Source organism: Myxococcales bacterium (assembly GCA_016717005.1).
Taxonomy (GTDB): Bacteria; Myxococcota_A; Polyangia; order Haliangiales; family Haliangiaceae; genus UBA2376.
Map to the genome: position 1 here is coordinate 209,705 of JADJUF010000038.1, position 20,406 is coordinate 230,110.

General features: G+C 72.9%; 15 protein-coding genes. 4 read left to right on the plus strand and 11 right to left on the minus strand.

Annotated elements, in window-relative coordinates; translation table 11 throughout:
- A complete protein-coding gene (locus IPL61_29975) occupies positions 1-813 on the plus strand; it encodes an enoyl-CoA hydratase/isomerase family protein (protein MBK9035438.1) in 813 nt (270 codons plus the stop codon).
- Positions 814-1,175: 362 nt separating this feature from the next.
- Here the strand turns inward: IPL61_29975 and IPL61_29980 are convergent, their stop codons facing one another.
- The 4 genes from IPL61_29980 to IPL61_29995 form a co-directional block, all read right to left on the minus strand.
- The gene (locus IPL61_29980) at positions 1,176-4,424 is read right to left on the minus strand and encodes an ATP-binding protein (GenBank protein ID MBK9035439.1); all 3,249 of its coding nucleotides are present in this window, start codon (positions 4,422-4,424) and stop codon (positions 1,176-1,178) included.
- 343 nt (positions 4,425-4,767) lie between these two features.
- On the minus strand, positions 4,768-5,322 hold the full coding sequence (locus IPL61_29985; GenBank protein ID MBK9035440.1) for a hypothetical protein: 555 nt from the start codon (positions 5,320-5,322) through the stop codon (positions 4,768-4,770).
- A gap of 33 nt (positions 5,323-5,355) precedes the next feature.
- Entirely contained in the window at positions 5,356-10,242 is a 4,887-nt protein-coding gene (locus IPL61_29990) for a DUF4157 domain-containing protein (GenBank protein MBK9035441.1), read from the minus strand.
- 33 nt (positions 10,243-10,275) lie between these two features.
- A complete protein-coding gene (locus IPL61_29995; protein ID MBK9035442.1) occupies positions 10,276-11,370 on the minus strand; it encodes a hypothetical protein in 1,095 nt (364 codons plus the stop codon).
- A 442-nt stretch (positions 11,371-11,812) separates the two neighbouring features.
- On the opposite strand from IPL61_29995, the gene IPL61_30000 reads away from it, so the two are divergent.
- A complete protein-coding gene (locus IPL61_30000) occupies positions 11,813-13,024 on the plus strand; it encodes a hypothetical protein (protein MBK9035443.1) in 1,212 nt (403 codons plus the stop codon).
- 48 nt (positions 13,025-13,072) lie between these two features.
- Here the strand turns inward: IPL61_30000 and IPL61_30005 are convergent, their stop codons facing one another.
- Both IPL61_30005 and IPL61_30010 read right to left on the minus strand, forming a co-directional pair.
- Positions 13,073-13,888: a hypothetical protein gene (locus tag IPL61_30005; GenBank protein ID MBK9035444.1), complete on the minus strand. Its 816-nt coding sequence runs from the start codon at positions 13,886-13,888 to the stop codon at positions 13,073-13,075.
- 69 nt (positions 13,889-13,957) lie between these two features.
- Positions 13,958-14,362, minus strand: a complete 405-nt coding sequence (locus IPL61_30010; GenBank protein MBK9035445.1) for a hypothetical protein — start codon at positions 14,360-14,362, stop codon at positions 13,958-13,960.
- Between the two features lie 78 nt (positions 14,363-14,440).
- Here IPL61_30010 and IPL61_30015 point away from each other — a divergent pair, with 78 nt between their 5' ends.
- Positions 14,441-14,845, plus strand: a complete 405-nt coding sequence (locus tag IPL61_30015; protein MBK9035446.1) for an NUDIX domain-containing protein — start codon at positions 14,441-14,443, stop codon at positions 14,843-14,845.
- A gap of 88 nt (positions 14,846-14,933) precedes the next feature.
- Entirely contained in the window at positions 14,934-15,320 is a 387-nt protein-coding gene (locus IPL61_30020) for a response regulator (protein ID MBK9035447.1), read from the plus strand.
- A 54-nt stretch (positions 15,321-15,374) separates the two neighbouring features.
- On the opposite strand, the gene IPL61_30025 is transcribed toward IPL61_30020, so the two are convergent.
- The 5 genes from IPL61_30025 to IPL61_30045 form a co-directional block, all read right to left on the minus strand.
- Positions 15,375-16,208 carry a hypothetical protein gene (locus tag IPL61_30025; protein MBK9035448.1) on the minus strand — a complete coding sequence of 278 codons (834 nt, stop codon included), beginning with the start codon at positions 16,206-16,208 and terminating at the stop codon, positions 15,375-15,377.
- 55 nt (positions 16,209-16,263) lie between these two features.
- Positions 16,264-16,533, minus strand: a complete 270-nt coding sequence (locus tag IPL61_30030) for a GlsB/YeaQ/YmgE family stress response membrane protein (protein MBK9035449.1) — start codon at positions 16,531-16,533, stop codon at positions 16,264-16,266.
- Between the two features lie 135 nt (positions 16,534-16,668).
- Complete coding sequence (locus tag IPL61_30035) at positions 16,669-16,968, minus strand: hypothetical protein (protein MBK9035450.1); 300 nt, start codon at positions 16,966-16,968, stop codon at positions 16,669-16,671.
- A 200-nt stretch (positions 16,969-17,168) separates the two neighbouring features.
- The gene (locus IPL61_30040) at positions 17,169-18,173 is read right to left on the minus strand and encodes an esterase (GenBank protein ID MBK9035451.1); all 1,005 of its coding nucleotides are present in this window, start codon (positions 18,171-18,173) and stop codon (positions 17,169-17,171) included.
- An 85-nt stretch (positions 18,174-18,258) separates the two neighbouring features.
- On the minus strand, positions 18,259-20,319 hold the full coding sequence (locus tag IPL61_30045) for a protein kinase (protein MBK9035452.1): 2,061 nt from the start codon (positions 20,317-20,319) through the stop codon (positions 18,259-18,261).
- Between the last annotated feature and the right edge of the window lie 87 nt (positions 20,320-20,406).

The window sequence follows — 20,406 nt, forward strand, 5'->3', positions numbered from 1 at the left end:
ATGACCGCCGGCGCCGTCCACGTCGAGCGCGTCGGCGCGGTCGGCGTCGTCACCCTCGATCGCCCGGGCCGGCGCAACGCGCTCGATCGCGCGATGTGGCAGGCGCTGGGGCGCGCGGCCGACGAGCTCGCGGCGCGGCCGCCGCGCGCGGTGGTGCTCACCGGCGCCGGCGACGCGTTCACCGCCGGCATGGACGTCAACCCCGACAACCCGATGATCGCCAGCGTCGCGGCCGCGCTCGCGACCGGCGCCGTCGAGCCGCCGCGGGCCATGCTCGCCGAGATCCACGGCGCGATCGATCGGCTGTTCGCGCTGCCGGTGCCGCTGATCGCGGCGATCGGCGGCCTGGCCTACGGCGGCGGCGCCGAGCTGGCGGCGCGCTGCGATCTGCGGGTGATGGATCCGGCGGCGATCGTCTGCTTCTCCGAGGTGCGGCTCGGGCTCATGCCCGATCTCGGCGGCGGCGTCGCGCTGGCGCGGCTGCTCGGGCCCGGGCGCGCGGCCGATCTGATCCTGACCGCCCGCAAGCTCGGCGCCGACGAGGCGCTGGCGCTGGGCTTCGCCAACCGCGTGAGCGCGCCCGGCGCGGCGCGGGCCACCGCCGTCGCGCTCGCCGAGGAGATCGCCGCCAACGGGCCGCGGGCGGTGCGCGCCGCGCTGGCGATCGTCCGCCGCGCGACCGATCTGCCGTGGCCCGACGCGGTGGCCGCCGAGGTCGAGGCCGCCGCCCACCTGATCGCGACCGGCGAGTGTCGGCACGGCATCACCGCGGTGCTCGGGCGGACCACGCCGCGCTTCGACGACCCGACGTAACCGGGTCCGCGGGTCGGCGCGCGCGCGAGCCGGAGCCGGAGCCGGAACCGGAGTCGGGACCGGAGTCGGGACCGGAGTCGGGACCGGAGCCGGCCGGAGCCGGAGCCGGAGCCGGAACCGGAACCGGAGCCGGAGCCGGAACCGGAGCCGGAGCCGGAGCCGGAGCCGGAGCCGGAGCCGGAGCCGGAGCCGGAGCCGGACCCGGACCCGGAGCCGGAGCCGGAGCCGGAGCCGGAGCCGGAACCGGAGCCGGAACCCGAACCGGACCCGGACCCGGAACCGGAACCGGACCCGGACCCGGAACCGGACCCGGACCCGGAACCGGCGTGCTGTACGCCGCGATCCGGTCGCTCGGCGCCGCGCTACTCGAGGCGGCTGGTCGTCGAGAGCTTGCCCATCTCGCGGTACTCGAGCTGGATCGCGCGCAGCAGGTGCTGCTGGCCCATCGGCTGGCCCTCGTGCGCGGCCAGGAACGCGGCGCGCAGCGCGCAGTTGCGGATGTAGCCGCCCGACAGCGGGAAGCGCTTGGCCAGGTCGGTGAAGTCGAAGTCGCCGACGACCGGGGTCTCGGGCGTGACGTGGGCCGACCACAGCATCCGCCGGGTCTCCTCGTCGGGGAACGGGAACTGGAGCCGCAAGGACAGGCGCCGCTTGAACGCCGGATCGATCGCGCCGTCGAGGTTCGAGGTCAGGATCGCGATGCCCTCGAACGTGTCGAGGCGCTGCAGCAGGTAGTTGACCTCGAGGTTGGCGTAGCGATCGTTGGACGTGCGGACGTCGGTGCGCTTCGCGAACAGCGAGTCGGCCTCGTCGAACAGGATCAGCACCTGGCCGTCCTCGGCCGCGTCGAACACCTCGCTCAGGTTCTTCTCGGTCTCGCCGACCCACTTCGACACGACCCGCGCCAGGTCGACGCGGAACATGTCGAGCCCGAGCTCCTGCGCGATCACGCCGGCGACCATGGTCTTGCCGGTGCCGGGCGGGCCGTAGAACAGCGCGGTCAGGCCCCGCGACGTGGTCATCTTGGCGTCGTAGCCCCAGCGCTCGTAGACGGTGCGGCGGTGGCGGGCGCGGCCGATGAACTCGCGCAGGCTGTCGAGCAGCTCGTCGGGCAGGGCCACGTCCTCCCAGTGGGCCAGCCGCGAGACGTGCTTGGCGACGTGATCGAGCCGGGCCGCGACGTGCTGGCGGACCTGCTCGTCGAGCGCGGCGGTGGCGTCGCCGCGGCTGGGGCCCATGACGGTGAGCTCGGCGATGACCCGGCGGATGATGCCGGGGCCGATCCGGTAGCGCGACGCCAGCCGATCGTGATCGGCGGTGAGGCCGGCCCGGCCCAGGAGCTTGATCCAGGCCGCGGCCCGCTCGGTCTCGGGCAAGGACGGCAGGTCGACCGAGACGAAGCCGGGATCGATCGGCAGCGTGCTCTCGGGGCTGGTGCGGATGCACAGCGGGCCGGGGTGGGTGCGGATCACCTGGCGGACCGCGTCGCGGACCTCGACGTCGGTCGGATCGATCAGCTCGAGCCCCGACAGCACCGGCACCAGCCCGTGCAGCGACGCGCGGAACAGCGACGTCCGCAGCGCCGCCACCAGCTCGCGGCGCGCGTGCGGCAGGCGCGCCGTGTCGATCGCGACGATCTCGCGGTCGATGCGCGCGGCGATCGCGGCGATCAGGCTGTGGCGACCGGCGCCGCGGCGGCCGCGCAGCACCAGGCGCACCGGCGCGTGCGGCGGCGTCGGCTCGGCCAGCGCCAGGATGACCTTGCGCTTGACCTCGGGCGCGATCAGCAGCTCGGCCAGCGGCGTGTCGGCCTTGCGGACCTGGGCGATGTCGTCGACGCGGGTCGGCGCGACGCCGCGCAGGCGGTCGAGCAGCGCGTCGGGCACGCTCAGGCGCGCGAACAGCGACGCCGGCGCCGGCTCGACCTGGATCAGGCCGTTGCGCACCAGCGGCGCGTCGGACGCCAGCTCGCGCGCGATCTGATCGCGCAGCTGGCCGCGGTCGCCTGCGACGACCTGCTCGATCAGGAACCGGTCGACCATCGGCCGGGCCGGATCGTTGGACAGGACCCCGTAGAGCCGCGCGATCTCGCCGCGCAGCGCCGGCGCCGCGGCCACCAGCAGCACCTGGGCGGCGAGCGGCGTCAGCTTGAGCTCGCGCACCAGCGTCGGGAACGGCAGGCGCACGCCGGCGGCGGTCGAGGCCTGGGCCCGGGTCGCGGCCTCCTGCTCGCGCAGCGCCAGCACCTGCTTGGTCTGCGTCAGGTTCTCGGGCGCGAACCCGCCGACGCTGCCGATCAACGACTGGACCTCGAGCTCGTGCGGCCGCTTGGTCGCGTTGGCCGGGCTCAGCCGGCCGCTGTTCCACGCGTCGGCGATCACCACCGCGGTGCGCGCGGCGACGATGTCGAGCAGCGCGTCGAGGTGCGCCCGCCCGCTGGCGTAGGGCGACGGGCCGGCCGCGGTCGCGGTCACCGGCGGCGGCGCCGGGCCCAGGGCCAGCGGCAGCAGCTCCGGGACCTCGACCGGGCGGCCCGTCGGGCGCAGGGGCGGCGGCGCTGCGGCGGCGCGCGCGTCGGGCGCGGGCGCGCTCGGCGCGCTCGGCGCGACCAGCGGGACGGCGCTGTGGCTGCTGGCCTTCGCGGCGGCCGACGGCGGGGCCGCGACGTCGGCGACGCCCGCGGCGTCGTCGGCCGCGGCGTCCTCGGCCGGGACGTCGCCCTCCAGCGCGACCTCGTCCTCGGCCGGCTGCTCGTCGACGATCGGGTCGAGCGGCCGCAGCAGCTCGGACGCCTGGATGTGGATGACCTCGTTCGACTCGGCCGCCACCACGACCATGTGGCGCGCGTCCTGATCGACCAGCAGATCGACGCAGTCGACCATCGGCCGCCCGGCGGCGACGACGCGGCCGTAGCGCAGGTCGACGCGGGTGATCGCGCCGTCGGCGGCGAGCAAGAACGCCTGGCCCAGCTCCTCGGCGATCGCCCAGCGGGCCGCGCTCGGCACCGCGAGCTGGTGGACCCGCGCGCCGTGGGCCTGGATCACCGCGAGCGCGTCGTCGGCCTCGCGCCGCAGCAGCACCGCGAGCGCGCGGCCGCCGAACAGGTTGATCGCGTCGAGCACCGTGCCGTCGAGCTTGGCCAGGCGCCAGACCTCGCGGCCGCGCTCGAGCGCGCGCAGGCCGTCGCCGGCGGCCAGGTACAGGCGCGCGCCCAGGCCGGTCACGATCCGCTCGTCGGGGCGCACGTCGTCGATGACCTCGAGCATCAGGCCGGTGCCGCGCTCCGCCACGCGCAGGGTCGGCGCGCCGATCAGGACCGCCTCGGGCATGGCCGCGCCGCCGGTGGCGACGATGCTGGTGACCGATCCCGGCAGCCGCACCGGCGGCATCAGCGGCCGCAGGTCGGACGGCGCCAGCCGGGTCAGCGCGCCGCGATCGACCACCCACAGCTCGCGCCCGACGAAGCCGGTCACCGCGTCGGCGCCGACCTCGACCACCCGCGTCGGCATCGTGCCGACCAGATCGACCAGCTCGCGCACGTCGCCGTCGGTGACCAGGAGCCACCGGCCGGTGCGCGACATCGCCAGCGTGCGGCCGGGCACGGTCGTCATGCCGGCATCTTACGCGCGAATCCGGCGGGCCGCGCGATCGCGGCGGCGGTGTGCGATGGCGGCGGCGGGCCGACCGTCGATGAGGTCGCCGAGGCCGAGCGCCAGCGCGCGCCTGGCCCCGATGTGCTGACGCCCTCCGGCGGGGCTGATCGCTCACCGTGCGCTGACGCCCACGATCAGGCGGCGCGCGGGCACCGTCGGCGCGATTCCCGCCCAGGCCCCGGGGCCGGCGCGGACGTCGGCGGCTACACCAGCGCGGCGCCGCGCACGGGATCGTGTTCGATCTCCCGGCACGACTGGTGCCTGTCGCCCTCGACGACCCGCGCCCCGGCGACCGCCAGGCTCACGGCGCGGCGGCGATCGTCAGCGTCTCGAACGCCGCGCGGATCGCGGGCAGCTGCGCGCTGGCGTCGGCCGCCATCATCGCCACGCCCATCACGACGCCGCGCTCGTACGGGACGAACATCCGCGCGTGCAGGTTCTCGCCCTCGGTCCGGACCATCCACACGCGCCCGCCGGCCAGCTCGGTGCGCTCGGCGCCCTCGCCGTCGTCGTACTGCATGCGGATCGCCTTGCGCATCCGCACCTCGTCGTCGCCGCCGCTCGGCGCGATGGCCGCGAGCATCAGCAGCCGCGCGCCGGGCGTGGTCCAGGACGGCCCGTCGGGCGCCGCGGCCGAGGTGTCGGCCTTCCAGCCGGCCGGGACGGCCAGCTCGACCGCGACCGGCGGCTCGCCGTCGACGTTGAGGGTGAACTTGCTCATGGTGACCTTTCCGGGCGTGGCCGTGGCGCTGCCCTTGGCGGGCGCCGCCGCCGGGCCGGCCTGGCCTGGCTCGGCCTGCTTGGACGAGCCACACGCGATCAGCGACGAGGCGACAACGACGAGCGGCCACCGCATGGCCGCGACTCTATCGCGTCGCCCGCGCCGGCGCTATCCGCGGGCGCCGCCGCCCGTCCAGATGTCGTTGTACGGCTTGTTGATGTCGCTCTTGCCCGTGTACGTGTAGCCGACGCCGACGGCGCCGAGCGCCTCGTACAGGACCAGCGCGACCGCGCCGCTGGGCGTGAGCAAGAAGCCGTCGGGGCCGTGGCGGCCGAGGTCGGCGACCCCGGGGATGTTGATCTTCCACTCGGCGGCGGCCATGAACTCGTAGTTGTCGAACGGCCACGGCTTCCAGATGTAGTAGCTGTGGCGCTTGACGCCGATGTGGCCGTCCTGGACGGCCTTGTTGATGAGCTTCTTGGCGAAGCCCGCGGCCTTGCCGAGCAGCGACCTGATCGCGCTCGCGACCTCGGTGATCCCGCCGAACGACAGGTTGAAGAGCAGCTTGGCCAGCTTCCACAGCCAGCCGCCGAGGCCGTCGGCCGACGGGCCGGGATCGAACAGCCCGATGACCTCCTCGATCCGCTTGGCGATGATGTCCATCAGCGGTGAGACGATGTCCCAGATCGGCTTCACGACCTTCCAGATCTTCTGCGCGTACGTGAACAGCTTCTCGGCGGTCGCGAAGCCGGGGATGCTCTTCAACTTGCCCATCAGCGCGTTGAGGCTGAACGGGCCCTCGTCGCCGCTCTCGGTGACCTCGCCCTGCTTGGCCGGCTGGCTCTTGCTGGCCTCGCCGCCGCGCTCGGTCGGCGCCTTGGGCTCGGCCTTGGCGGTCTTGTCGCCGACGGGCGCGCTCGGCGCCTTGGCCGCGTTCTGGCCGGGCAGCTCCGGATCCTCCTGCTTCTTGTCGCTGGCCAGGTCGACGGTGAAGTTGAAGAGCTCCTTGGGCTTGAGGATCTCGAACTCGGCGAGCGCCGCGCCCTCCCACTTGGGGTTCCAGGCGTCGTTCAGCACCGAGAACTCGGCGTACGGCTTGACCGAGCCCTTGATGCCGAACTCGCCGGCCAGGCCGAGCTTGGCCGAGCCGTCGACGCCGCCGCCGGGGGTGTGGCCGATCTCGAAGTCGGCCTTGGGCTTGATGTCGAGGCGGCCGACGATCGGCACCTTGAGGCCGCCGCCGCCGCGCAGGATCGACGGGTCGAGCGCGAACACGCCGATGCCGAGCTTGGGCGTGCCGGTCAGCTGCGCGTAGATGTCGCCGCCGACCGCGAGCTTGGCGGCGATCCGCTTGTACGCCATCGTGTCGAGCGAGAAGTCCTCGACCTTGGCCGACGGCGTCATCGTGATCTTGAAGCCGAAGTCGAAGCCGAGGTCGAAGCCGATGTCGATGTAGACGCCGAGGCCGTAGACGTTGACCACCGGGATCTGCTTCGACGCCTTGAACAGCTGCTTCGAGATCTTCTTGTCGATCAGCGTGATCTCGGTGACCTTGAGCTCGACGCCGATCGCGTTGGTCTCCTGCGAGTACTTGACCGTCCCGGTCGCGGTGATGTCGTCCTTGATCTTGTAGTTCGCGGTGCCCGAGACGTCGAAGCCCTTGTCGCTGCTGTACGACGCCGTGATCGAGCCCCAGAACTTGCCTTCCTGGTTGCCGAACTCGACCGTGCCTTCGGCCTTCTCGATGTGGACGCCGGCCTTGTCGACGGTGCCCTTGGCCTTGGCCGACTTCAGGTTCTTGATGTTGACGATCTCGATCTCGAAGTCGCCGGTGACCGAGCCGTCCTTCTCGAGCGTGCAGCCGACGCTCGGGATCCGCAGGTGCTTGCCCAGCTCGATCGCCTTGGTCGACTTGATCGTGCCCGAGTAGCTGCCGTCCTCGCCGATGTGCGCGTCGACCGCGAGCCCGACGCCGTCCTTGGCCAGCTTCTGGAGCCCCGGGATGTTCAGGGTGGCGGCGCCGCGGATGTCACCCGAGAACTTGCCGTTGTTGTACTTGATCGTGCCGCCGACGGCGCCGGTGATCGCCGGCTTGTCCTTCGGGTACTTGAGCTCGGGCGAGTCGTAGCTGAACGACGCCTGCTTGATGTCGTTGTTCTCGAGCGTCGCCGTCGCCGTCGCCTTGCCGAACATGCCCAGGTCGGCGTCGAGCTGGCCGGTGCCCGAGAACGTCCCCTTGTCGACGTCGTACGAGAGGTTGAGGAGCGTGCCGGTCAGGTCGACGGCGCCGAGCTTCCGCTGGTACTTGGCGCTCGGGCAGAGGAGCTTGGTCTTGCCGCCGGCGTAGCTGACGCCCAGCTTGACCGCGCTGAGGCCGGGGACCAACCCCTCGCTGAGCGTGGCCTCGCCATCGAAGTTCCAGTTGGCGCCGTCCCAGCTGACCTTGATCTTGCCGCTGATCTTGCCGCTCTTGTGGCGCAGCCCGACCTCGCCCTCGACCGAGAGCGTGCCGTCGACGTAGCGGGCGGTCAGGGTGGCCGCGTCGATCTCGAAGTTCGGGATCTTGGCGGCGCCGGCCTTGACCTTGATCGTGGCCTCGGCGCCGCCGTCGATGAGCTTGGCGTCGACGTCGACCGCGCCGAGCGCCTTGTCGAGGGTGCTCTTGAAGCCGGTGAGCTTGTTCTCGATGGTCGCGTTGAGCCCGGCGCCGGTGCTGGGCGGGATGTCCTTCTTGATGCCCGTGCCCTTCACCGCGCCGGCCATGTCGACGTCCATCTCGATGGTGCCGCCGGTGATCGCGGTGTCGTCGCCGTTGGTCTTGAACGTCGCCTTCTTGACCTTCACGCCGGCGACGCCGGTCGTCGGATCCGTGAACGCGTAGGACGACTTGCCCTTCTCCTTGGTCTTGAACTGGAGCTGGGGGTTGAACTGGGCGCAGAACGTCTTGATGCCGTCGGGATCCGGCGTCACCCCGAACTTCGAGCGGTTGGCCGCCTTGATCCAGCGATCGAGCTGGGCGGCGACCTTGTTGCCGATCTCCTTGCCTGGGGTCGTGTACAGCACGGCGCTGTAGGTCTTCTTGGGATCGCTGGCGCCGGTCGCCGCCGCGCTGACCCACCCGGGGATGGGCTTGGTGATGATCTTCTCGTAGTCCTGGGCCTGGGCCTGGTCGGCGCCGGCCTCGGCGGCCTTGCCGTCGATGATGACGTTGCCGCTCGCGTTGTCGCCCTGGCGCTCGCCCGCGGCGCCCAGGCTCGGATCGCGGAACAGGGGCTTGGTGTTCGAGAGGGTCTTGCCGGCCTTCTTGACCAGGTCCTCGAAGATCGAGCCCTGGAACCCGTTGTACTTGGCCGGGATGAGCTTCCCGCCCGACGCGCCCTTCCCCTTCATCACCTCGTTGTAATATTCCTCCCAGCCCCCGCCGGGCAGCGCGGCGTAGGCGTCGACCAGGGCCGTTCGCAGCGCGCCGCGGTACGCGTCGGCGTCCTTGCCGTCGATGACGGCGTCCTCCGCGGTCATCTCGTCGGCCCACGACGCCCACTTGAAGTTGGTGACGCGGTTCGGCAGCGCCTTGACGACGTCGAAGTAGCACTCGAACTGCTCGTCGGGGTCGGCCTTCGGCCGAGCGATCGGCCGGACGTCCTCGACGTCGGTCTGCCACGTCCCGCTCTTGATGAACGCGTACGTGTTCTCCGAGACGCTGGCGATCTGGTTGGACGCCTTGTTCGCCGTCGACGTCATCTCCTTGATGTCGTCGCTGGTCGTCTCGACCTTCACCGCCGGGAGTCCGCTCGATGGCGCGGTCACCTTCGCGTGGTAGTGCTCGCGCTTCCACGGCTCTGGGCTGGTCTTCTTGTAGTGGGACTTCGTGACCTTGCCGCGGAAGGCGTAGTGCTTGCCCTTGAAGCCGGGGAACGCCTTGGGGTGGTCCACCGTCTCGGCGTTGTCGACGAAGTGCTTGATGCGCTTCTGGCGGTTGCTCGCGTCGTCGGCCGCGGTCGGCGTCACCGGATCGGCGCGGTGGATCGTGTTGGGATCGGCGCGGACGCTCGGGCCATCGCCGCCGCGGGCTTCGACCTCGGCGGCGTCGTCGCGCGAGCTGACCCGGAGGCTGCCCGGCGCGAAGGCGGTGGGGGCGCGGCCGCCGCCCATCTGCATGACGTGGGTGAGCTCGTGCAGCAGCGTCTCGCGCTGCGGCGACGGGTCCGCCAGCATGATGATGTTGTGCACGACCATCGCGGAGGCCGACATCGCCTCGCACGCGAGGCGGGCCGCGTCGCCGGTGTACGTCTCGACGAAGTCGAACGACGTGCCGAGCTTGTCCTCGAGCTCCGCCTGGAACGGCAGGCCGACGCGGCGGCCCTGGGCGCGCGCGAAGTCGACGATGCGGGCCGGATCGTCGCCGGCCTTGGCGACGTAGCGCGCGCCGTGCTGCGCGCGGAACTGCCGGGCGAACGCGTCGGCGTCACGCTCGTGCGTGTCGCCGGGCTCGGAGACGCCCGGGCGCGTCGGCGCCGTGCCCCGGAGCTGCTGGGCGACGTGCGCGACCTCATGCGCGATCAACTCGACGCCGGAGTCGCTGTGCGGGTCGTAGGCCCCGCGGGCGAAGTAGATGTGGTTGCCGAGCGTGAACGCACGCGCGTTGATCTCGGCGCACGCCAGGTCGGCCTGGGCGTCGTCGTGGATCACGACGGCGCCGAGCTCGAGCCCGAGTTCGCGTCCGAGCCGGGCCGCGAGCTCCGGCGGGAGGTGGGTGCCGGCGGCGGCGGACTCGACGATGCCGAGCGCGGCCGCCAGCCCGTCCCCACCGCCCGGGGCGGCCTCCGCGTACCGGGCGACGTGCGGCACGACCGCGTCCGACGCCGACCAGCCGCTGGGCTGCTCGACGTTGGCCTCGGTGCGACCGCCCTTGCCGGGGGCGTGGCGCTCCGACGCGGCGATCGCGAGGTCGTCGTCGTCATCGACCCGACGCTCGCGCGCCGATCCGCTCAAGAGTTCGCGGGAGTTTGCCACCGGCCCATTATACGGCCACGCCGAGGCGATCCTTCCCCGCATCCGGATCGAAAGAAGTGAAGCTGTTTCGGCAGGTTACGATCCGGAATCGGTGCGCTCGACCCACCAGAACGCGTCTCCTTCTGGATACGCCACGAGGTCGATCCCGTCGGCCCGGGCCCGCTCGTCGAGGCGGATCGCGTCGGCGCGGGTCGGCACGATCAGGCGGAGCCCCTTGATCGGGGTGCCGTCGTGCGCCTCCTTGGTGTCCGCGATCGCCGCCAGCTCGCTCCACAGCGGCTCGTCGACCTCGCCGGTGTCGGGATCGACGACCATCGTCTTGTACGCGATGCCGTTGTGGGTGTCGTAGAACGTGAAGGGCTCGAGCTCGTCGCGATCCACGATCACCGCGAGGCGGTCGCCGCGCTCGTTCCAGCCTGGGGCGAGGCGCGTCGTCACCAGCGGCACGAACCAGCGCTCGCCGCGCGCGCGCGCGTCGGCGACGCTCGCTGGATCGGTGAGGTCGCAGGTGAAGGTGATCTGGACGAGGTCGCCGTCGGTGGTGCGCTCGATGCCGGGGCCGGTCGGCGCGGCCTCGACGTTGCGCAGCACCTCCGCGCGATCCGGATCGGCCTCGTGCCAGGCGCGGCCGAGCACGTACGCGATCGCGCCGAGCGGCCACTCGCTCTCGCGGTGCGGGACCGGGCGATCGTAGTCGGCGCCCCACGGCGTGACCGCGCTGATCCCTGCGCGCAGGGGCTCGTTCGCGAGGGCCTTGGCCCACGCGGCGACGAGGGCTGCGAGCTCGCCGGGGAGGGCCGCCGTCATGTGCTCGCGTGCGAACGACACCGCCGCGGCCAGGCCGGTGCGCCGCATGGACAACCAGACCATCCACGTCGGATCGCCCGCCTCGCCCGCGTAGAGCGCGACCGTCTGCTTGCGCCAGCGACTGGCGAGCTCGTCGAGCTCCTTCGCTGGTGGGAGCGGCGCGGGGTCGTCGTCGTCGACCCAGTAGTGGGTCGCGCGCGCCAGCCAGCCGGCGGCGCGGAGTGGCTCGAGGAACGCGCGCGCGGTCGAGGCCGTCGCCCACGTGCCATACACGTCGACGTCGACCTCCCAGTCGCTCGACAGCACCAGTCCGTCTTGCTTGTAGCCCATGCTTCGGTCTCCGAGGGTGACGGCCGTGGCCATCGCGGGACACGGTACCGAGCCTGGGTAGTCGAGACAAGGCGGCGGGCTGCCGGCACGGCCGGGCCGACCCGGAATGGGTTGGCGTCGGGACCGCGCACGAACCGCCGGCGCGGTCCGCGTCACGGTCCGTACGGGCGGCTCAGCGCCGACCCGGCCGCGGCGGGGGCGTCGGCTTGGTGTCCTTGGACGGGGCCTGCCACGACGAGGCGGTCGACGAGTGGCTGATGCCGATGCGCAGCGATCGATGCGAGGACCGGAGCGCGAACTTTCCGCGAGCGGGCTGGCTGGGCTGCATGCATCGACGCTAGAGACGTCGGATCGGCGGCGCAACTTCCTGTCCGGCCAGGAGATCTCGCCGAAATCGAACGGGGGGCGCGCGCTCACCGGCCTGCGGTGATCGCTGATATGATCTTCGACCCGGCGTGGGGAACGCTGGCTCGCCGTGACCGACTCCTTGTTCCACGTCTTCATCGAGCGTGCGCGCTCGAGCGCTCCGGGCGCGGGCGCCGAGCTGGCGCGCGCGATCGCCGCGCGCTACGGCATCCCGGCGGCGGAGCTGGAGAAGCGGTTCGCGGCCGGGCGCTTCCGCGTGAAGGGCAACGTCGACCGCGCGACCGCGGAGAGCTACGCCGCCGACCTCGCGAGCATGGGCGCGGTGTGCTCGGTGGTGTCGGCGTCGGCGCCGCCGCCGGCCGCGGCTCAGGCGATGACGCTGCCGAGCGCGCACCGGGTCGCGGCGGCAGCGGTGGCGGCGCCCGTCGCGCCGCCGCCGAGCGCCGTGCAGGATCTCGGCGCGCTGACCGGCGAGATGCCGCTGACGCTGTCGACGATCGACGGCGCCAGCGAGGACGAGGCCCGGGCGTCGCGCAACACGCCGCTGCCCGGCAGCTTCGGGCCGGCCGACGGCGGCCGGTCGTCAGCGCACGACATGCTCGCGGCGAGCTTCGGGCCGCCCGTCGAGTCGACCGATCCGGGGCGCACGTCGAAGAGCACCGGGCTGCCCGCGAGCTTCGGGCCGCCGGCCGAGGTCGACCACGCGCGCTCGTCGTCGCGCAAGATCGCGACCGCCGGCGCGGCCGACGTCGCGCCGATCGAGACGTTCGATCCGTTCGCGCCGCCCGAGATGCAGTCCGACGAGCCGGAGCTGACGCTGGCGGTCGAGCGCAAGCCGCGCCAGAGCAAGGCGCCGTCGGTGGCGCCGCCGGCTCGGGTCGAGGTCCCGCCGCCGCCGACCGCGCGCCACACCATGGCCGATGACCCCGCGCCGCGGGAGCGCCGCGAGACGCGGTCGCGCGCGGTCGCGCGGCCGGCCGGCGGATCGCTCGGGTTCCTGCGCGACGAGGGCACGCGCTTCATCGCCGGCGTGGTGCTGGCCACGCTCCTGGGCGGCGTCCCGGCGCTGTTGATCGGCTCGGCCCGCGAGCGCTCGGCGTTCGCCCAGCTCAACAGCGATCTCGAGAAGCGCCAGGACGAGGCCAGCAAGCGCCGCGAGACCTGGGACGGGCTCGATCGCGTGCGGGCGTCGTTCGTCGAGCGCAAGCGCAGCGAGCGCCAGACCATCGCGATCACGTCGGTGCTGATCTGGGTCGTGCTCTCGGGCGGCCTCGCGTGGCTGTGGTTCCGCAAGATCGACTGGGACCGCCTGGACCGCTGAGCCGGCGCGGCGGGCGGGGTGTACCCGTACTGACCGTCGGCGCCCGCGTCAGCCGACCGGGATGTCGATGGTCGCGAGCCGGAAGATCAGGTACGCGCGGAACGTGTTCGTGCCGGTCGAGCGGAACGGGTCGGTGACGCCGCCCGGGTTGAACCACATCCAGCGCGCGGCCGCGTCGATGCCGCCCTGGGCCGCGGGGCACACCAGCGGGAAGTCGCCGCCGGGGCCGTCGTTGGGCTCGCCGACCGCGAGCGTGCCGATCGCGCCGACGGTGACCGCGCCGGCGCTGTTGACCCAGCCGGCGCTGGTGGTCGTCGTCGAGCCGGCGCCGGCGTTGCAGATCGCGATCTGGGCGTTGACCTCGGCCTGGGTCGGGCCGACGGTGCTGGTCGACAGGTTGATGCCGGTCGCGCAGACGTCCCACTCGACCCCGCCGGTGTAGACCGGCGCGCCGGCGCCGCGCTTGAACTGGCCGATCACGCCCTGGGTGACCGCGAGATCGTCCCAGGACACGACGTACAGGTACGCGGTGTCGGGGGCGTCGGCGCCGGGCACGGTGTAGTGCTCGGGGCCCTCGCCGATGGGGCAGTTGAAGATCTGGCCGGCGGTGACCGCGCGCGTGCCCTGGATGAACGTGCCGATGCCGGCGACGTCGCCGTAGCCGAAGCTGTAGGCGTTGTCGGCGGTGATCTCGACCTGGACGTCGGGCGGCGGCGGCGCGTCGGGGCTGTCGATCGGGATCGCGTCGATCAGCTGAGCGTCGACGGCGGGCGCGTCGGCGGCGGCGTCGACGTCGCCCTCGGCCGAGGGCCCACAGCCGGCCGCGACGAGGCTCAGGCTCACGACGGTCAGGGACAGGCGCATCCCGTGAGTGTCGCCAGCGCCCGCGCGGCGGTCAAACCCTGGGTGCGAGGGGCGTGAGGTAGTTGCGGCCTACTTGACGACGACGCCGGCGGCCGCCTCGGGGTCGAACTCGGCCTTGGACACGACCTGCCCGCGCAGGGTCAGGGTCAGGACCGTGCCGACGCCCTGCAGGTACGGCTTGGGCAGGAGCAGGTAGTAGTTGGTGACGCCGTCGGCGCCGTCCTCGGGCGGGGTGCCCTCGTCCTTGGCGCCGGGGCTGCCGGTCAACATGCGGACCTTGGTGCCGGGCGCGAGCACGAACCCGGGATCGATGATCCCCAGCTCCTTGCGGCGGGCCTGGCCTCGGCGGCCGACGGTCATGCCGCAGCCACGGGTGATGAACGGCATCTTGCCGTCGTTCTCGAGCACGACCCACTCGGTGTTCAGCTCCTCGGGGGTCGTGGCGGCGTGGATTTCGATGAAGCGGATCGCCATCGGGGTGCGGCAGGATAGCCATCGAGGTGGGCGCTGTCGAGCGTTGCAAACCCCAGCGCGCCGACGATAATCGCCGCCATGACCAAGGCGGTGATCCGCGTCGTGGCCGCCGTGATCGACCACGAGGGGCGCTACCTCATCACCCAGCGCAACGCCACGGCGGTGCTGCCGCTCCTGTGGGAGTTCCCCGGGGGCAAGGTCGAGGCCGACGAGACCGACGAGGCCGCGCTCTTGCGCGAGGTCCGCCACCGCATCGGGGTCGAGGTCGTCGTCGGGGGCAAGGTGGGCGAGCACGTCCACGACTACTCGCGCTACGAGGTCCACATGGTCATGTTCGCGTGCAAGCTGCTCGACGGCGCGGTGCCGTACCCGGCCACGGTCGCCGACCTGCGCTGGGTCACGTCGCGCGAGTTCCTCGACTACGAGTTCCCGCCGGCCGACGAGACCACGCTCAGCCGGCTGCTGGGCCTGATGCGGAATTGACCATGACGACCCGTGCGTCATGCCGCCGCACGCGCGCCGGCGCCGGCGCGGGGCTCACCGCCCGCCGAGCCGGTCGCCCGGAGCCCGCGTGACCTCCGCGGCGGCTCCCGATGACGTGACCCCGCGGGCCCGGATCCTCGTGGTCGACGACGAGCCGCAGATCCTGGGGCTGATCGAGCGCATCCTCCGGGGACCGCGCTACGAGGTCGTGGCGGCCGGCTCGGTCGACGACGCGCTCGCCCGGCTGGCGGACACGCCGGTCGACGTCATCCTGTCGGACTTCGCGATGCCGAACCGAAACGGCTGGCAGCTCTACCAGGCGGTCCTGGCGGACCACCCCCACCTCGCCCCGAGGTTCGCGTTCGTGACCGCCGTGATGCCCGAGCTGCCCGCGCACGCTCGCGCCCCGGTCCTGACCAAGCCGTTCAACCGCGAAGGCTTGCTCGCGCTCGTCGCGGAGCTCGTCGCGCGCTAGCGCGGTGGCGCGGGCGGCGCCTGGCCCCGCGACGCGCCCTCGAGCCGAGCGGCCTCAGGACCGCAGGTTGAGCAGCAGGGCCAGCGACCGGGTGTCGGCGGCGTCGACGCCCGGGGGCTGCTTGCCGAGCAGGTTGTCGAACGAGAACCGCACGCCGAGGTCGATGTGCTCGGTCAGGTTGCGGACCACGCCGAGGCCGACCGGCACCTGGTAGGTGTCGCCGAGGTGCTGGAGGCTGCCGACCACGCCGGTCAGGAGCTTCAGCGTGGTCGGCCTGTCGAGCTGGAAGCTGACGTCGACCGGCGCGAACAGCGCGTCGTCGGTGACGTCGCGGTCCGACAGCGCGAACCCGAGCTGCGGATCGACGGTGATCGCGACGGCGTCGGTGAGGTGCAGCTTGACGGCCGCGCCGATCGGCATCATCGCGGTGGTCGGATCGAAGCTGGTGAGCAGGAGCCCGCCGTGGACCGACAGGTGCAGCTGCGTGCCGTAGATCAGCCCGTACATGACGTCGAAGCCGACGTTGTCGTAGACGTGCGGGCAGCCGCCGTCGGTGCCGCTCAGGCACAGGCCGAGGCCGGGGCGCGCCTGCCAGCGCATGGGGCCGTCGTGGATGAGCCCGAGCTGCAGCCGATCGCTGACCGCGTAGTAGACGTCGGGCGCCAGCGAGATCGGCTCGCCCGCCAGGTCGGCGCTGAGGTTCACCGCGAGCGTCACGCGCGCCATCAGCATGCCCTCGGGCCCTTGCAGGCCGCGGCGGACCGCGAGCTCGCCGTCGGGGGCGCCGCTGATCGGGGGGACGTCGTCGTCCGCGGCCGCGATGGCCGGCAGCAGGAGCGCGGTGCACAGCGCGGGGATGATCGTGAGTTTCAGAGGAAGCTTGTTCAAGGGATCGACCTTTCTAGAGTCGACCGTCGCTGCTGCATGACCGAGGCCAGCAAGATCAGCGGCGGCGCATGCCGGGGTTCAGGCGCTGCACCACGCGCAGCGCCAGCAACAGCACCATCGCGCCGATCGTGGCCACGATGATCACGCCGCCGATCCCGTCCATCGGCGCCTTCCAGCCCAGCTCGCGGAAGCCCCAGCTCCCGAGCATCGCGCCGCCGATGCCGAGCGCGATGTCGCCGAGTAGGCCGTATCCAGAGTCACGGAGGAGGGCCGACGCGAGCAAGCCCGCGACCAGTCCGACGATGAGCCAGGTGAGGAGGTCCATGCGCTGACGGCTTGCAAGAACGTCTCCGCTGGCCCCGGCCGTCGTCGTCGTCGTCGCCGTCGCCCGCGCGGCGGGCCGCGCTGTGCGCCAGCGCTCACCGGGGTGCGCGTTGTGCGCGCACGTCACAGCCGCGCCTCAGGCGCCGGTCGGTTGGGCCTCGAGGGGCGCCTCCTCCGGGAGTGCGGCCAGCTCCACCGGCGGCGCCGCGGCCAGCTCCGTGGGCTCGGCGGCGGCGGCCTTGAGGCCGAGGTAGCGGTTGGTCTCGAGCCAGCGCGCGAGATCGTTCTTGACCACCCCCGGGAGCTCGGCCAGGTCGCCGGTGAGCAGCGCGTCGACCGAGGCCATCGCCGCCTCGAGGTCGGCGCGGGTCGAGGTGCTGACGGCGCCGGTCAGGTCGAGCGCGAGCTCGGCGCGACGCTGCTGGACCCGCTCCACGATCGAGGGACGGGCGGAGGAATCATCGCTGGGAGGCTGCATGGCCCAGCCCGTTGCAGCTGCTGTGCCGATCACCGCACGGCGTCGCGCGGGTCGTGCGGGCGGCGCCACCGTGCTCGGCCGCGGCCAGCGCGGGCGGCGCCGACGGCGTGCTCGCGGCCGGCGCGTGCGGTGCCGCCACCGTGCTCGCGGCCGGCGCGCTACGGCGCGAGGAGGGCCTCGGCCAGGAACGGGACGCTGACCTCGGCGCGGTAGCCGATGTTGAAGTGGCCGTCGTCGAACTCGTCGTGACGGACCGCCACGCCGTGGGCGCGGAGCTGGTGGACCAGGCTGCGCGCGCACCAGTGCAGCGCGTACTCGTCGGCGGTGCCGGCGTCGACGTACACGACCTTGAGCCGCCGGAGCGCGTCGGCGTGCGACGCCACCAGGTTCACCGGGTCCCACGCGCGCCACCGGGCCCAGACCTCCGGTACGAACGCGCCGGTGACGAGATCGAACGGCCAGTCGACGTGGGCGTGGGCGGCCGGCGCCGCGGGGTTGGGCGAGTAGCACGACGCCAGGGCCAGGAGCTCGAGCGGCATCTCGTGGACGGCGCGGTTGCGGTTGGGGTCGCGCCAGAACTGCTCGAGCCAGGCGGCCGGCCCGCCGGCGGCGCGGTAGGCGTCGAGCGCCGCCGGGAAGTCGCGCAGGTAGGTCAGCTCGAAGCCGGCGTCGCCCGAGTGATCGGCCACCGCGCCGAACAGCTCGGGGTGGTGCATGCCGAGGAGCAGCGCCCCGTAGCCCCCCGACGACTTCCCGAACGCGCCCCACCGGCCCGGCCCGAGCGTGCGGTAGTGGCCGTCGACGAACGGCACGAGCTCGTCGACCAGGTAGTCCTGGTAGCGGCCGGTGCCGACGCTGTTGAGGTACTGCGAGCCGCCGACGCGCGTGAAGCAATCCGGCGCCGCCACGATCACCGGCGGGCACGCGCCCGCGGCGATCAGCCGATCGAGGCGCAGGTCGAGCGGCTCGCCCAGTGGATCCGGGTTGAACAGGTACCCGCCGGCGCCCCCGAACCCGACCAGCGCCAGCAGCGCCGGGTAGCGCGCGCCCGGGTCGTCGTCGTAGCCGGGCGGGACGTAGACGATCAGCTCGCGGTCGCTCGGGTCGCCGAGCGGGTTGCCGACCAGGACCTGGCTCGCGACGCGGTGGCGGTGGAGCGGCATGCGGGCTCGACCATCCCACGCACGGCGCGCGGGCGCGGCGCGATCTGGCGGCGGAGGTGAGCGGCACGGCCGCGTCGGCCGGGGCTCAGCCCGCGATCGCGGCGATCACGCCGATGACGATCGTGGCGGCGACGGCGATGCCGACGGGCACCACCCAGCGCGGCAGCCCGCGCTGGAGCTTGGGGTGCTGGAACGTCGGGTCGTAGCGCGGGTACGCGGTGGGCGGCGGCAGGCCGATCAGGTGGGCCGGCAGGCTGGGCTCGGCGAGCGAGCTGGTCGACGGCGGCGTGCCGTGCGGCGGCACCAGCAGCTCGCCCGACGGGAACGGCTGCGCCGGCTGCTCGGGCGGGACGTACGGCCCGGGCATGAGGGGATCCATGAACGGCGCCCGATAGGTGGCCTGATCCGCGGGCGCCTCGGGCTGCTGCGCGTCCATCGCCGGCACGGTCGCGCCGTAGGCCATCGATGGCCGACGCCCGGCGGTGTCGTCGGACAAGACCGCCTCGAACGACGCCGGCAGCTCGCGCGAGCGCGGCGCCACGTCGGCCTGGGCCATGACGGTGCGCGCCTCTGGAAAGCTGCGCAGGCCGGTCGGCGTGCGGACCGGCGGATCCATGATCACCGTCGACAGGCCCGGCGCGGCGGCGCTGACGAACGCGCCGGAGCCCGGCCCCGGGTGCGCCGACGCCGCGGGCGCGGTCGGCTCGCGCGAGCGGTTCGGCATCAGCGCCGGCTGGCCGGTGGGGGCGGTCTTGTCCGAGGGCCGCTGGGCGGGCGGACGCGTCAGCGGCGGCAGCGTGGGCGCCGCCGGGACGCCGGGGTTGCCGAAGATGCTCGACGCCGGCCCCTGGCTGCCGAAGGTCGGCGCGCGGGCCGGGGCGGGCCGCGCGGCCGCCGGCGTCGGGGCGGGCGTCGGGGCGGGCGTCGGGGCGGGCGCGGGCCGCGGCGCCTCGAGCGCCTGCTCGAGCAGCGCCATCGGGTTCATCTCGATCCGGGTCGCGTCGACCGGGGCCTCGTCGTCGGCCTCGTCGATCATCTCGACGCCCGAGCCCTCGATCACCTCGAACTGCGACAGCTCCTCGGCGTCGTCGTGCTTCATCGACGTCGAGCCGGGATCGTCCTCGTCCCAGCCGGTCGCCGCGACCGGGCGGCCCTCGAGCAGCTCGCGCATGCGATCGCCGTGGTCGTCGATCTCGGCCGCGAAGTACTGGCCGATGAACACCGAGATGTCGCTCGAGCCGGCCATCTTGCCGCGGCTGTGGAGGTAGCCGGTCAACGCCTCGCCGAACGCCTCGGCGTTGGCGTAGCGGTCGTTCACGCCCTTGGTCAGGGCCTTCATGATCACCGCGTCGAGGGCGGGGTCGAGCTCGTGGTTCACCGCCGACGGCGCCGGCACCTTGCACTCGAGGATGGCCTGGTAGGTCTCGTACGCGGTGCCGCGCTTGAACAGCCGGCGCCCGGTCAGGAGCTCGTGCACGACCACCGCGAGCGCGAACACGTCGGTGCGCGCGTCCACGTTCTTGGCGTGGCACTGCTCGGGCGACATGTACGCGAACTTCCCCTTGATCGTGCCGCTCTTGGTCGCGGTCTCGCGGTCCTCGGCCTTGGCGATGCCGAAGTCGACGATGCGGACGTCCCCCTCGAACGTGATGACGATGTTCTGGGGCGAGATGTCGCGGTGGACCAGGTTGAGCGGCTTGCCGCCCGAGTCGCGGGTGTGGGCGTAGTGCAGGCCGGCGCAGGCCTGGGCGGCGATGCCCAGCACCAGGTGCACCGGGATGCGCCCGCCGGCCACGCGCTCGACCGCGCGCCGGGCCAGCAGCGCCAGCGACATGCCGGCGATGAACTCCATGACCAGGTAGTACCGGCCCTCGTGCTCGCCGAGCCCCAGGGTCTGGACGATGTTCGAGTGATCGAGCTGGGCGCCCAGCCGGGCCTCGTCGAGGAACATCTGCACGAACTCGCGGTCCTCCGCGAGGTGGTCGTGCAGGCACTTCACGACCACGTACTTCTCGAACCCCGCGGCCCCGTCGATGCGGGCCAGGTAGATCTCCGCCGTGCCGCCGAGCGCCAGGAGCGCGACCAGCTCGTAGTTGCCCAGGCGCTTTCCGACGAGCGCCCCGGCGTTGGCGGGAACTCCTGCCATGTCGGCGGATTGTAGACCACGCCGCGCCCGGGCGGGAGCGCCCGTGCGGTGGTTGCGCGTCGACGGGCGGGCTTGGTCGGACCGGTC